This is a genomic window from Desulfobacter hydrogenophilus (assembly GCF_004319545.1).
Lineage (GTDB): Bacteria > Desulfobacterota > Desulfobacteria > Desulfobacterales > Desulfobacteraceae > Desulfobacter > Desulfobacter hydrogenophilus.
The window spans coordinates 305,600-319,577 of the sequence record NZ_CP036313.1; the positions used below are offsets into that span (position 1 = coordinate 305,600).

General features: G+C 47.1%; 10 protein-coding genes. 5 read left to right on the top strand and 5 right to left on the bottom strand.

Features of this window, described 5'->3' with window-relative positions:
• Positions 1–23: 23 nt before the first annotated feature.
• From EYB58_RS01435 to EYB58_RS01445, 3 genes are all read left to right on the top strand, one after another.
• Positions 24–161 carry a hypothetical protein gene (locus EYB58_RS01435; protein ID WP_207309115.1) on the top strand — a complete coding sequence of 46 codons (138 nt, stop codon included), beginning with the start codon at positions 24–26 and terminating at the stop codon, positions 159–161.
• A complete protein-coding gene (locus tag EYB58_RS01440; RefSeq protein ID WP_111954642.1) occupies positions 161–5,380 on the top strand; it encodes a RecQ family ATP-dependent DNA helicase in 5,220 nt (1,739 codons plus the stop codon). Before EYB58_RS01435 ends, EYB58_RS01440 begins: the two co-directional genes overlap by 1 nt.
• Positions 5,381–5,558: 178 nt before the next feature.
• Positions 5,559–6,725, top strand: coding sequence for a hypothetical protein (locus EYB58_RS01445; protein ID WP_111954644.1), 1,167 nt, complete (start codon positions 5,559–5,561; stop codon positions 6,723–6,725).
• An 82-nt stretch (positions 6,726–6,807) separates the two neighbouring features.
• Here EYB58_RS01445 and chrA read toward each other — a convergent pair whose 3' ends face one another.
• The 3 genes from chrA to EYB58_RS01460 form a co-directional block, all read right to left on the bottom strand.
• Positions 6,808–8,007: a chromate efflux transporter gene (gene chrA, locus EYB58_RS01450; protein WP_111954646.1), complete on the bottom strand. Its 1,200-nt coding sequence runs from the start codon at positions 8,005–8,007 to the stop codon at positions 6,808–6,810.
• Between the two features lie 87 nt (positions 8,008–8,094).
• The gene (locus tag EYB58_RS01455; protein WP_111954648.1) at positions 8,095–8,943 is read right to left on the bottom strand and encodes an MBL fold metallo-hydrolase; all 849 of its coding nucleotides are present in this window, start codon (positions 8,941–8,943) and stop codon (positions 8,095–8,097) included.
• A 120-nt stretch (positions 8,944–9,063) separates the two neighbouring features.
• Entirely contained in the window at positions 9,064–9,363 is a 300-nt protein-coding gene (locus tag EYB58_RS01460; protein ID WP_111954650.1) for an AF1514 family protein, read from the bottom strand.
• 147 nt (positions 9,364–9,510) lie between these two features.
• Here EYB58_RS01460 and mtgA point away from each other — a divergent pair, with 147 nt between their 5' ends.
• Positions 9,511–10,203 carry a monofunctional biosynthetic peptidoglycan transglycosylase gene (gene mtgA / locus EYB58_RS01465; RefSeq protein ID WP_242637513.1) on the top strand — a complete coding sequence of 231 codons (693 nt, stop codon included), beginning with the start codon at positions 9,511–9,513 and terminating at the stop codon, positions 10,201–10,203.
• A 3-nt stretch (positions 10,204–10,206) separates the two neighbouring features.
• On the opposite strand, the gene EYB58_RS24350 is transcribed toward mtgA, so the two are convergent.
• Positions 10,207–11,310, bottom strand: coding sequence for a peptidylprolyl isomerase (locus EYB58_RS24350; RefSeq protein WP_111954654.1), 1,104 nt, complete (start codon positions 11,308–11,310; stop codon positions 10,207–10,209).
• 555 nt (positions 11,311–11,865) lie between these two features.
• On the opposite strand from EYB58_RS24350, the gene EYB58_RS01475 reads away from it, so the two are divergent.
• Positions 11,866–12,804, top strand: a complete 939-nt coding sequence (locus EYB58_RS01475; protein ID WP_111954656.1) for a cytidylate kinase family protein — start codon at positions 11,866–11,868, stop codon at positions 12,802–12,804.
• A 55-nt stretch (positions 12,805–12,859) separates the two neighbouring features.
• On the opposite strand, the gene EYB58_RS01480 is transcribed toward EYB58_RS01475, so the two are convergent.
• Entirely contained in the window at positions 12,860–13,822 is a 963-nt protein-coding gene (locus EYB58_RS01480) for a ketopantoate reductase family protein (protein WP_111954658.1), read from the bottom strand.
• Between the last annotated feature and the right edge of the window lie 156 nt (positions 13,823–13,978).

Below are 13,978 nucleotides of genomic sequence, written 5' to 3' on the forward strand. Positions count from 1 at the left end.
CGTTTCATGATTTTTGCAACCGGATGATGACAGACACAATCAGAAAAAAGCTGACCACCTGCGCCTATGCCCGGCTGGAACCGGACGCAGATGCCTGGAACCGTATCGGCCCAGGCAAAATGAAACTCTCTGCGTTTTTAACCCCAAAACTGTTCCGATAATGGAGATCTCCCAGGATAAAAATCAGGATAGTGACCGGGAATCGGGCGGGAAACCGACACACGCACCAACGAATCTGCCTGCCGACCGGCCCCTTGACCTCAAGACTTGCCTGTGCAAATCCCTGATCATTGATTTCGAAGCCACACCCAATGGCGAGGTGTTTCACATCGGCGCCGTATTTAACGACCGGGTTTTCAATGAAGAGAACATTTCAAATCCAGCCCCGGCACTCCAACAGCTTTCCCGATTTGCACAGGGTGCAAAATATATCCTCGGGCACAATATTATCAAGCATGACCTGGCCCTGGCCAAAGCCCATTGCCCGGATGCCGGAATTCTGTCTTTGATCCCCATTGACACCCTGGTGCTCTCTCCTTTGGCCTTTCCGGAAAATCCCTACCACCGGCTCATCAAAGGATATAAACTTTTGAGCGCATCAAAAAACAATCCTGTGGCTGATGCAAAGCTTTCCACGGTGCTGTTTGAAGATCAACTGGCAGCTTTTCTTCTTTTAAAAAAATGCGAACCCGGGCTCATTGCCTTTTTTGCCTGGGCCTTTGATCTGCCAACAGAAACGTTCCAGGGGATCAGTCAACTTTTTGAAAATCTTGGCGGCGAGAAACCCGGTGAAAGCCGTGCCCGGGATCTGTTTTTAAATTTGTGCCGGGACCGGGGCTGTGCCACGGCGGCCCGGGAAATCTGGGAAGAAATCAACCAAGCCACACACAGGAAACCGGAACTTGCCTACCTGGTTTCCTGGCTGCGGGTGGCCGGAGGCAACTCCGTTCTTCCCGGTTGGATACTTCACGAATTTGACGGTATCGCAGATCTGGTTTTAAGACTTCGGATGGCCTGCGGAAATGACGCCTGTTCCTTTTGCACACAACACAACAACCCGGAACGTCTTTTAAAAAAACATTTTGGTTTCAAAGCCTACCGGGCCATGCCCGACGGCCGGATGCTCCAGCGGGAAATCGTTTCGGCCTCCCTGTCCGGCCGCCACCACCTGGCCATACTGCCCACGGGCGGCGGCAAATCCATCTGCTACCAGATTCCGGCACTTCATCGGTACGAACGCACAGGGGCACTCACCATCGTCATATCACCGCTCAAGGCGCTAATGAAGGACCAGGTGGACAACCTCAATCATGCCACCGGCACCCAGGCAGCCGCCGCCATCAACGGCAGCCTGACCCTTCCCGAACGGGGGGCTGTGGTGGAGAAGGTGCGATTAGGCGACATCGGGCTTTTGTACATCTCTCCTGAACAACTGCGAAACAAAAGCGTAGTGGAGCTGATCGCCTCCCGCCAGGTGGGCTGCTGGATTTTTGACGAAGCCCACTGCCTGTCAAAATGGGGACATGACTTCAGGCCCGATTACCTAAACGTGGCAGACCTCATTGCCGACCAGAAAAAACAAACAGGCCGAATGCCGGTGATCGGAGCCTTCACAGCCACGGCCAAAAAAGATGTTAAAGAAGAAATCCGCCAACATTTTAATGAAAAACTCGGCCTTGACCTGGATAGCTTTGAAGGGGGTGTAGACCGGGAAAACCTTCACTTTTACGTCTATCCTGTCACAGCCGCTGAAAAATACGATGTCATTGCCCGCACCCTTCACGATAATCTGTCGGAAACAAAGGGCAGCGCCATTGTCTATTGCGCATCCCGGAAAGGCACCGAAGCGTTAAGCCAGTTTCTCAATGAACGCGGCATTGTCTGCCAGGCCTTCCATGCAGGCCGAACCGAACCGGACAAACGCAACATTCAAGATGATTTTTTATCAGGTACTATCCCTGTGATCTGCGCCACCAACGCCTTTGGCATGGGCATCGACAAAAAAGATATCCGGCTGGTCATCCATGCCGATATCCCGGGCTCCCTTGAAAATTATCTCCAGGAAGCCGGCAGGGCCGGACGGGACCAGGACCTTGCCGACTGCATCCTGCTTTATGAACAGGATGACATTGACAACCAGTTCTCCTTGAATGCCTATTCAAAACTCTCTTTGCAGGATATCAAAAAAATTCTCAAGGTATTAAAGGACCGGGGCAAAAAACATCCCGAAATCGTAATCACCCCGGCAGAGATCCTTCGCCTGGCAGGATATGAGCATATGGGCGGCGATGATCAAAGGGCCAGAATTGCCGTGGCCTGGCTGGAGAGACGGGGCTTTATCCGGCGCGATTTCAACCGCACCCTGTTTTTCAAAGGGGTGCCTTTGGTGAAAAGCCTGGATGAGGCAGAAAAAAAACTTAAAACGCTCAATCTGTCCAGAACCGTTCAGTCGGTATATATGACGCTTTTACAGACCCTTTTTAATGAAAGCAAAAACGCCCTGATCTCGGCGGACATGCTGTGCGAGGCATTAAGCCCCATTGAAAACCTGCCGGAAAAATACCTGGACCCAGGCACCATCATAAATGAGCTGAACAACATGGCCAATGCAGGATTGATCCGGGAAGGGGCGGTGATGACCGCCTTTATCCGGCCAAAGGGCAAAAACAACGCCGGGGATCTATTAATTTTTTTTTCCCGCATGGAAAAGACCATGGCCGACCTGATGGCAGAACTCTCCCCGGAATCCAGTGCAGACAAAGCCGACCTGATCAACCTGCGTCTAGTGGCCCAGCGTCTCAAGGACAAGGGCTTTGAAACCGCCACCACAGATATCTGCACCACTTTGCTGCACATCCTGGCTGCCGACCAGGGGGAGTCCGGGGGTAAAAGTCTGAAGATCGCCGGTAAAAAAGGTGCGGAACAGCAGCGGGTCTTTGTCAATGTGCCCTGGCAGATTTTAAAGGAACGCATGGACCTGCGCCACCGGTGTGCCCGGGTTTGCATTGACGCCATTATTAAAAATCTTGAACCGGAACTTAAAGCCGCCCGGAAAGAGATCCTGGGCCAATTTTTCATCTCGGACATCATCCAGGCCATGACCCAGGACATTTTTCTATCCGGGTTTAAGGGAAACGGCAACAGATTGGTGGAAAAAAGCTTGCTGTTTCTCCACGATACAAAAGTGATCACCCTTCAAAACGGTCTGGGGGTATTCCGCCAGGCATTTACCCTGTCCATGGAAGAGGCGGCTCTGCCCCGGCAGTACACCCGGGGAGATTACGAACCCTTGTCCCAGCACTATGATCAAAAAAATGTCCAGGTACATGTCATGGAAAAATATGCCGAATTCGGCATGGAAAAGATCCGCACCGCCCTGGACTTTGTCCGGGACTATTTTCAACACTCCCACGATAATTTCATTCTCAGGTATTTTCCCGGACAGAAAAAAATCATCACCACGGCCATGACGGCCAAAGCCTATGCAGATATTATCCAAAGCCTGGGTAATAAGGTACAAGAAGCCATTGTGGCCGCCCCGGAAAACAGGAATCTGCTGGTGCTGGCAGGTCCTGGCTCGGGAAAAACCCGAACAATCGTCCACCGGTGTGCCTGGCTGATCAAGGCACGATCAATCAACCCGGAAAGTATTCTTGTCCTGTGCTTCAACCACGGCACCATGATCGAACTTCGGGCCAGAATCAAAGCCTTGACCGGAAAACGAGCGGCCCAGGTGACGGCCATGACCTTCCACGGTCTTGCCATGCGCATCACGGGCCGCTGCCTGCTGGACCCGCACAGTGGACAAAATCAGAACCGGGAAATTGATTTCAACACAGTGATTGACGAAGCCGTTGAGATCCTTGAAGGCAAAAGACAAATCTCCGGAGTGGACACCGACCAGACCCGGCAGTACCTGCTGGCCCGGTACCGTTATATTCTGGTGGATGAATACCAGGACATAGACGAACGCCAGTACCAATTTATTACGGCACTCACCGGCCGACTGGCTGACGACGACGATACAAAAATCGCCATCATGGCTGTGGGGGATGATGACCAGAGCATTTACGGATTCAGAGATGCCAACGTCAAATTCATCCACCGGTTCAAGGAAGATTACAAGGCCCGCGAATCTTATCTCACCGAAAACTATCGCTGCCCCCACCCGGTGATTGAAACAGCCAATGACCTGATCGCCAGAAACAGGCAGCGCATGAAAACCCAGTCACGGTGCCGGATCAATGACAAACGAAAACACCTGGCCATGGCCCATGACAAGACGCCGGAAAAAGAGCGGGTGGCCATGGTCTGCTGCCGGGATATCCAAAGCCAGGCCGTATATACAGCCGGCTGCATCAAAGAACTTTTGGACCAGGAAGGCACAACGCCCCAAGACATTGCCGTGATCTCCCGCCAGGGCATTGGATTTCCCGCCCTTGTGGCGCTTCGCATGGCCCTGGCAAGGCTTGGCATTCCCATAAGTTACAGTCTTACATCCAGCCCTGGATTTCCGCTGTTCAAAATCCGGGAATTCCAGGAAACCTTGTATTTTTTAAATGAACACAAACATGAAAGCATGGCCCCAGAGGCCTTAAAAAAAGCGGTGATGGATCTGTTTAAAAACAGGTCTTCATGGACGGCGCAGGTCGGGGGTATTTTAAATGATTTTTGTTCTGTCATCAGCGGCACAGAGATTTCGGTTGTCCAGGCAAGGGAATTTTTCCTGAGCGCACTGATTGAAGAGAAACAGGCCCGAAAAACCGGCACCGGCGTTTTCACCGGAACGGTCCACAGCATCAAGGGCATGGAGTTTAAACACGTGTTTATCCTGGACCACGGCTGGAAAGATAGCGACATCGAAGAGGAGCGCCGCCTTTACTACGTGGGCATGACCCGGGCCATGGAACATCTGACCCTTTTTGCCGTTCAAAATTCAGGCAACCCTCACACCGCCGTTCTGGCCCGCCACCCCTTTGTCTACTGCAAGCAAACACCAAATGCCGAAATAACAGGCTTTTCAAAAAATGTGACCATCTCAATTCTTGGCATGGAAGATCTTTACATCTCTTTTCCCCAACGGTTTTCCCGGGATCACCCCATCCACGAACACCTGGCCACTCTTAGAACAGGAGACCGTATATTTCTGGAAAGAGACGGTGCCTATATCCGCATCCTCAACCCGGACCGTCAATGTGTGGGCAGCCTGTCCCGGAAAGGCGTTGAAAAATGGGAACACCGCCTGCCCGGCATCATCAATGCCCGGGTGTTAGGTGTGGTCATCCGCAATGCCGATGAAAGTGAGTTACCACAGAGACCCCCAACAGACATTGAACAATGGTACCTGCCCATTGTGGAGATTCTTCACACGAACGATTAAACTCTAATTAAATTGAATCCAACGCAACAAAAAAACATTAAAAATTAGGGGTTCTTTGATAGACATCTATTCAGATCAATGATACGAAATAAACGAATTTTACCCCAATGAAATTGATTATCGGCTTTATACTCGAAGTACCCGTTTGCTATAGTAAAATCATATTTTAGGTATCATTATGAATAAGAATATGAATGAAAAAAAAATTAAAAATGAGAATAATAGAAAAAGCGATCGTAGATATAGAGATCACATAGTCATTTTTCACGGTTTCTTATACGCATTGGTTTTTAAAACTATTGTCACAGATCTTATAGAAAATTGTTTTAAATATCATTCGTCTCCTTATTATTTGTTTCTTTATTTATCATTATCATGGGATCTATTTTTGTTGTTGTTCTTATTAGAAAGTTGGTGGGGCGTTTTACGGGACAGAGATTCGCTAAAAATAAGATTTTTGAGTCTTTGTTTGCCTCTTCTACATCCTGCATTGTTACTTCTCACACATTTATTTTTGAATAAACAGCTTTTAGACGTGTTTCCAAAAAATGAATTTGTGATGTATTCCTCAATTTATCCTTTAATTATTACTGATTTTATTATTATTGTATTTTTGATTCGAAAAAATTGTTATGATCGCTACACAATCATAAAACCATCCAATAAATTTAGGTTATACTCGGGTCTTTGTTTAATATTCATTTGTTTAATATTTTCTTTATTATATCAAAAGAAAATTCTTCCTGACAATTGGTTAACTAACGATATCTATCCTACTTTATGGACTATATTTCACTTATTAGTAGCCTTGATTGGTATGCTTTTAATCGCTTTATTTCTTTTTTTGCATAGAGATTTGGCATTTTCATTAAGCATACAGAGTGACCGAGACAAATTTTTTTATGAAATTCATAAACAAATTTTTTTGACGTTTAGAATCCTAAAAACAAAAAACTTTGATTTGTCTCAATCTGACAAAGGTTTTGGCTATATCGTGTTTTCGATGGGTGTTGAAAACATGGATAGTTATAAAGGTTTGCCCAACTTGTTAAGAGGGCATGACACTATTCATGCAGTCACGGAAAAACGATTTTTTAGTAAAAAAATTTCGATAATAACGGTTTTTCCAATTTTGAATAATCAAAACGATATATTGAAAATAAAAAAGCGGCTTTTTGAAAAAAAAATAATCTCCAATCTTATTGAGAGTGGCTACATAACCTACCATGACGTTGAAAAAAATATTTTAAAAACTTCAAGTAAAGTTACAAAAAACAATGTAAAGACCTATATAGAAGGAGCTATATATCCAATCAGCAACTTTGAATTGAAAAATATAACTTAGGGAGTCACAAATAAATTTTGAAATTTTCAGGCTGGTGGTTTGCTGCTAAGCCTACGGTCAGCCGCTTCTATTCTCGTAAGCCTTAATAAAGCAGCACCCCAATAAGCCCGGCACAGGGGATGATATAGGCGATATCAACCTTGAACCGCATCAAGGCGGCCAGGGCCGCAAAAAAGATGACCGGTGTGGCCCAATGGTATTCACAGCCACGGCCGATGACCACGGCAGCGGCAAAGACCATGCCCACCAAGGCTGCACGGATTCCGGTCAAAGCAGCCTGCATAGTCCCTGAACCCTTAATCCGGTCCAGGACCTGAGAGGCTGTGATCATGAGCAGGGCCGAAGGAAAAAATATGGCAAAGGTGGCAAGGGCGGCCCCGATGAGACCTTTAATTTTATACCCGATAAATGCGGCACTGATCAGAATGGGGCCCGGGGTGACCTGACCCATGGCAATGGCTGATGTAAATTCCGGCAGGCTGACCCAATGCAGACCATCCACCACAATCTCTTGAATCAGCGGGATAAATACAAATCCCCCGCCAAAGAGCATCAGGCTCATGCCAGAAAAAGTCACAAAGATCCTGGCCAGGGAATTATTTTCCAAGCCGGAAACCGGGATAAAAAAAAGAATCAGAAAAACAGCCAGTATCCCCAGCCCCAGGTAAAATCTGAATTTAGATATACCTGAAACGACCAAAAACCGATCCTGGGACACAATTGCGGTATCCGGTTTTTGCCCGGTATATAAAATCAAGCCTGCAAGCCCTGCCCCCACAATAATCATCAAGGTGGTGTAAAAGCCGCCAACACCTAAAAGGATCACTGCGGCAGACAGGCCCAGAAAAAATCCGGACCAATTGGTTATGGCCTTTTTGCCCATGTTCCACGCCGTAGTGATGATAATGGCGGTAACGGCGGGTATAAAACCGGCAAACAGCTTGCTGACCACCGGAATCGCACCATAGGTAAAATAAATGTGGGATAGCCCTATTAAAAGAAAAAATGAAGGAAGGATCACGCCTGTGACACTTAAAAAAGCGCCCCAGCCACCCCGGAGCCTGAACCCTGCATACCCGACGGTATTTACAGCAACGGGGCCGGGAAGCAGCATGGCTAAAGAAACCCCGTTGAGCATATCCTTAGTGGACAAAAGGCCGCGTTTGCGAATCATTTCATTTTCCACCACGGCGATCAGGGCTGTAAAGCCGCCAAAAGCAATGCAGCCAATTTTGACAAACACCAGGAAAAGAAACCAAAGGGAAACTTTTTTATCTGACATTTGCCCTGATTCCTTTGGGTTCTTTATTTGTCTGCCTGCCTGCCATCTATTTTATCTTTTCAGGTTCATCTTGTCAGATTTATAGAGTCAAGGCATGGGATCAAAATGAAGGGATAGCCCGACACCGGCATCTTTCAACGGCGCCACCCCGGCCAGGGCAACCTTTGAATTTAGATCCGTGCAGTGACAGGCATGAAGCGCCAGGGGCGTGATCTGCTTGAAATAATCCAGGGTTCCTGCCATCTGGGAGGCCGGCGGATTGAGCAGATGAAAACCACCGATGATGTCAACGATCCGCTCTTCCCCACACACCTGTTGGGCATGGGAAACGATGTTGCAGATTCCTGCATGGGAACAGCCCGTAATAATGACAAGCCCCTGGTCCGACTTATAGGCCAGGACAGAATCGTCCAAAATCAGATCCGGAACAGGTCCGTCAGGTGTTTGCTTTATCCCGATGGGCGTTTGGCCCTCAAAGGTATTTTCCCTGGGGATTTCACCTAAAAAAACAAGGCGGGGGCTTAAGTTGACAGGGGTTTTGGTCAGGGCCAGTTCCATGTGCCGACCGGCTTTTTCCTTTGTCACCAGACACCCGATCTCCGATAGCCCGTCAACACGCACGGAAGAAAAAACTTCCGGATGCGCCACAAGTTTCGGATGTTTTACGTCCAGGCCTTCAATGGTCCGTTCGGTCAAGTAACGGATAAAAGGGCCCAGCCCCCAGGTATGATCCAGGTGGCTGTGGGAAAGGACCAGAAAATCCAGACAAGACAGATCCTTTCCCAGTTTTTCGGCATTTTTTAAAAACAGATTTGAATAACCCAGGTCAAAAAGAACCGTTACATCTTCATCTTCAATCAGAATTGACAACCCTGGCTCGGCTGTCAGATACCGGTCGATAAACGTATTATTGTCCACCAGCAGGGTAAGATCCATTATGTGTCCTTTAACGGTATAGATGCCACCTAAATATTACACGCGTCCTTTGGCCTGATATGCAAGGCTCTGGACATGCAGCATTAGGTGGCAAGTTAATTGACGTAGTACTTAAAATGCTCAAATTTTAAGCACCATGAACAAATAGTCTCCGTCATTAATATCAATGGTGAGGTTTGCGCCCCTGCCCCTTGCATACCGAATCCAGAAAGGTTGGTCACTGACGCCGCACTCATAATCCGGATAGGTCTTCCCGGTAATCCCGTTTTTCCACGACAGAATCATGGGATGTGAACAAAGCTCAAGTGCCCTTTCTTTGGCCGCCTGTTTGGCCGCAGCGAAATCCAGGTCTGGCAAATTAATATGCATATTGATATATTCTTCGCACTGGTTTTGGGGGATACTGCCAATCGCTACCATAAAAACCTCCATATATTAGGCATAGGTTTAAAATCAAGGTTGCACGTGCAGTTTTCAGTACTACATGAAAAGATAAGCTCAGATTTGCGGTTTGGCAATCTTCTTAAAAATTGAAAACCGAAATACCGGGACGTAACCCAATAAAAAATGAAGAAACGATTAATGACCTGGATAAAAAAAATTATTACCGGACTGGTTATTGCCGTGATGGCGGCCACCTTTTTCCAGGTCATAATTTTCAGATACGTCAATCCGCCCTTCACGGTCAACATGATCTATGAAAAGGCCATTGCAGCCCACAAAAATATGCCGTTCAAGCCCAGGTCCTATAAATGGAAAAATTTAGAGCAGATATCTGTGTATCTGCAGCAGGCAGTGCTGGCCTCCGAAGACCAGCGCTTCATGAGCCACCATGGATTTGATTTCAGGGAAATAAAACTTGCTCTGAAGGACATCATCACCAGAAAAGGATTTAGGGGGGCATCCACCATCAGCATGCAGACAGCCCGCTCCCTTTTTCTGCCTTCAAGCCGCTCTTTGACCAGGAAACTTGCCGAAGCCTGGTACACGGTCCTGATTGAACTGGTCTGGGATAAAAAAAGAATTCTGGAAATGTATCTGAATACCGTGGATTGGGGAAAGGCCAATGTAGGTGCCCAGGCCGCAGCCCAAGCCTATTTCTCCTGCGATGCCAAAAACTTAACGGATAGACAGGCCGCCCTTTTGACCGCCATCCTGCCAAGCCCCCACAAATGGTCCGCAGTCTCCCCCGGCACCCATGTCCGGCTGCGTCAAACCCGCATATTACGGCAAATGAAAAACATGCCGGTACTTAAATAATGATTATTGAAAGTCTACCAGTTCTACGTCGAAAATCAGGGTGGACTTGGGCGGAATCGCACCAGGATACCCTTGCTCTCCATATGCCAAAGGATAAGGAATCAACAGTTGCCGGGCCTCGCCTTTTTTCATGCCTTCAATCCCGATATCCCAGCCTTTAATCACCTGTCCCTGACCTAATACAAATTCAATGGGTTTACCCCGATCTCTGGAGGAATCAAACTTTTTGCCGCTGGTGAACATCCCGGTATAATGCACCTGCACTGTGGCCCCGGAGGTGACGGCAGGGCCGGTGCCTTCCTGCACCGGTACATACATCAAACCGGATTCGGTTTCCACGGCATCAGGGTATTTTTCATGCATTTGTTTTTTAAACGCTTCCATATATTTGGCTCGGCTGTTTGTAATATTGGCCCTGCTGTTTGCAATAATGGCATCAAATCCGGCCTGGTCGGGTCTGAAAGCCTTAGCATCATCTCCGATTGCCATGATCTCAACAGTTTTAATTTTATCTTCTTTTTCAATGGCATTGACCACCGCCATGCCCTTGACTACCTTGCCGAACACCGTATGTTTGCCGTCCAGCCAGGGTGTGGCTTTATAGGTAATGAAAAACTGACTGCCGTTGGTACCAGGGCCGGCATTGGCCATGGACAAAATTCCGGGGGCGTCATGTTTTAATTCAGGGCTAAATTCGTCCTGGAACCGGTATCCCGGACCGCCCCGGCCCGTGCCTTCCGGGTCTCCGCCCTGGATCATAAAATCAGGGATCACCCGGTGAAATGTCAGTCCATCGTAGAACTTTTCGCCCTTTTTAACATTTGTATCCATTTTTCCCAGGGCGAGCCCGGCAAAATTGGTCACAGTCAACGGGGCCTGTTTGTAAAAAAGCTGGAGAAGGATGGTCCCTTTATCGGTATTCATTTTTGCATACAAACCGTCTGCAAGGTCAGCCGCGTCTTGGGCCAGGGCGCCGGAGGGAATCGTGGTCAAAGAGAAAAGAATCCCCCAGACCAGGACGAATCTTAATATTTTAAAACTAATCTGATTACAACAATCTAAAAAGGTGCCATGGCCGAGCTGGGCCGTTTGATTATTATTTTTCATCTGATGTATCCTGAGTTTGATTTTTCTTACTCGAGCATCAAGTTTTTAGGTAATTTGTTCAAATTCAAGGCGGAAATGATTTTTAACCGGAGGTTAATATACAACATATTTTAAGGATTAAAAATTTTTTCCAACGCCGAAGTTGGGCAAATTAACAAAAACTGATCATCGAGTCTTATGTTACCGGGCAATCGAAGCATTTATGATTTGCGGCCTTAAGTCCCGGTGCCTGAATCCAATTTCGGATCGAATATTAACATGTTTCTGTCAAAACACAAACGCCTTTAACCTGAATGTTGCAAAATTCAATCCGGTATTTAAATATGAAACACAGAGCAATATATCTGAATTTAAAGACAAATCACATCATATCACACAAATAGTTGCACAATGCAACACGCCATCAAAACAAAACCAAACAATTCACATCAAAATAATTCCAATAAATTAAAGCGATTACATATACTTACGCCTCCGGCACAATAGTTGCCATAGTCATTAACTAAAAATTCATAGAATTTAAATAAAAAAGGGCCGTTAGCAAAGGAGGCAGACATGAGTGTCATCACATTTTTTGGAAGATCCTACACAGGTAAAGCACAACTGGCACAAAAGGCAGCAGACGTACTGGGTTGTAAGGTATTGTACGACCAGGACATCATTGATGCGGCAGCTAAAACATACAATTTGGAAAAACGCAGCATTGAACGCAGTATTTTTAAAGATCCGCCGTTTGCAGATCGGTATACCCCGGCTAAAGCGAAATGCATCGCAGCGGTAAAGTCTGTTCTGGCTGATAAAATCGAACATGGACCTGTTATTGTCAGCGGATTTTTAGGTAAATTAATTCCTTCAGAACTGGGGCTGCACATACTGGTCACAGCGCCAAAGGGTTTTAGAAACCGGAAAATACAGTGCGAAACCGGCAACAAAAAAGGTGTTGACAGAAAAAAGCACCTGGAGTGTAGTGACCAAGCGTTTTTACGCTGGTCCCTTTACCTGCGTTCAGCTGAAAGCCGCAGACCCATGGATTGCGACGGCATTGTGAATGTCACCACCACCGGGCAAACCGATCTGATTGAACTGATTTCCAATACTGCATTAAATAAAAAAGAAGAGATGACTCCCCAAGAATTTACCCTGTCTGCTAAGGTCTGTCGCCTTATGGCTGAAAAAGGCCATCAGGTTTCAGTGGCAGCTCGACAAGACCAGTTGGACCTTATTGTCCACAAACCCGTACTGATGTTTTCCAGGTACGGCAAAAAACTGGCACGCCTTGTCCAGTCCGTCAGCGGGGTAAAGAAAACCAACACGAGGACCGGCAGGCTATTTTACCAAACAGATATCCTTCCGGGCAGCCATTATTTCAAAACCCCGACATCAGCCCCCATTAAAAAACAGTATGAACAGCTTTACGCAAGGGTTACCGAACACCGCCCTGCCTTTATAAACCGTACAATGGCAGAGCAACAACTTATTGCCGGCCATGCCTGATACAAAGGCGGCATTTAAACGCCGCCTTTTTTTCAAATTTTTAGGCGCACAGACCTTAAACTACAGGCTGCATATATTCCGGCTTGCCAATTGTGATTTTTTCTTTCACCCGGATCAAATTTAAAAAAGTACTGTTCACAGGTGTAGGAATTGTGTCTTCTTTGCCCATAACCTCAACAGCACCCGCAAAAATTTCCACTTCTGTTTTTCTTTTGGCCTCCATATCCTGGAGCATGGATGTTTTTCCATCCGGGGATAAGGTATTGAGCACGTCCACCCACTGATCAATGTCGGAGGGCTGAAGATTGATACCCCTGTGCCGGGCCAGGGCCACCACCTCCTGCATCAATGCGACCATCAGCGCCCGGGCCTCGGGCAAATTCTGGAAAACACCATAGGGAGCACCGAGCACGGCAGAGGATTGGTTGACGCCGACGTTGACCATAAATTTCCACCACATGGTTCTAAGGATATCCGGTGAAATTTCGTTGGGAATACCACCCATATCCAGGGCACTTTTTATCTGTTCCAGCCGATCTGTGTCATCTGCATTGGAAAGATCCGGATCATTCCCAAATATAATTTTGCCTGGATTGGCAAAGGTAAAACGATTATTTTCATGCACCGCATCAATACCGACGGCAATGGCAGGAACAATCTTTTCATAGCCGCAGACCTGACCGAGCAGTTTTTCACTTTCAAGCCCGTTCATCACGGACAGCACCAGGGTGTCCGACCCTGTCAGTGCGTTGATATCTTTGAGCACCGATTCCGTCAGATGGTGGTGTTTCAGAGCCACCAGCACCAGATCAAAGGAGCGCTCCACCCGATCGGGATGTACCACTGGAATTGTGTAATCCCTGCCGTTAACGTTGATGGTGGCCCCATCAAGGCGGGCAAAGCGATCCCCCCGAGCTGCAAAGCAAACATGGAGATCTGAGTTATCTGTAAATAAACGTGCATATGCCGCGCCCATGGCTCCGGCTCCGAAAATGGCGATTCTTTCTATGGCTTTCAACTTTTTTTCCTTAACGTCTTTTAAATTTATCAACTATTGGCTTTATCAAGCAGTAATTTTATGCTGTTCAAATAGGCGATATTTTGACAAGATTTGGAAACATCGTCAACAAAACGCTGAACTTCTGCAATGGGATAGTCTCATACCAAAATATCA

What these genes read in the sequence shown, in the direction of transcription:
- EYB58_RS01435 (WP_207309115.1), top strand. Translation starts at nt 24, where the DNA reads ATGATGACAGACACAATCAGAAAAAAGCTGACCACCTGCGCCTATGCC.
- EYB58_RS01440 (WP_111954642.1), top strand. Translation starts at nt 161, where the DNA reads ATGGAGATCTCCCAGGATAAAAATCAGGATAGTGACCGGGAATCGGGC.
- EYB58_RS01445 (WP_111954644.1), top strand. Translation starts at nt 5,559, where the DNA reads ATGAATAAGAATATGAATGAAAAAAAAATTAAAAATGAGAATAATAGA.
- chrA (WP_111954646.1), bottom strand. Translation starts at nt 8,007, where the DNA reads ATGTCAGATAAAAAAGTTTCCCTTTGGTTTCTTTTCCTGGTGTTTGTC.
- EYB58_RS01455 (WP_111954648.1), bottom strand. Translation starts at nt 8,943, where the DNA reads ATGGATCTTACCCTGCTGGTGGACAATAATACGTTTATCGACCGGTAT.
- EYB58_RS01460 (WP_111954650.1), bottom strand. Translation starts at nt 9,363, where the DNA reads ATGGTAGCGATTGGCAGTATCCCCCAAAACCAGTGCGAAGAATATATC.
- mtgA (WP_242637513.1), top strand. Translation starts at nt 9,511, where the DNA reads ATGAAGAAACGATTAATGACCTGGATAAAAAAAATTATTACCGGACTG.
- EYB58_RS24350 (WP_111954654.1), bottom strand. Translation starts at nt 11,310, where the DNA reads ATGAAAAATAATAATCAAACGGCCCAGCTCGGCCATGGCACCTTTTTA.
- EYB58_RS01475 (WP_111954656.1), top strand. Translation starts at nt 11,866, where the DNA reads ATGAGTGTCATCACATTTTTTGGAAGATCCTACACAGGTAAAGCACAA.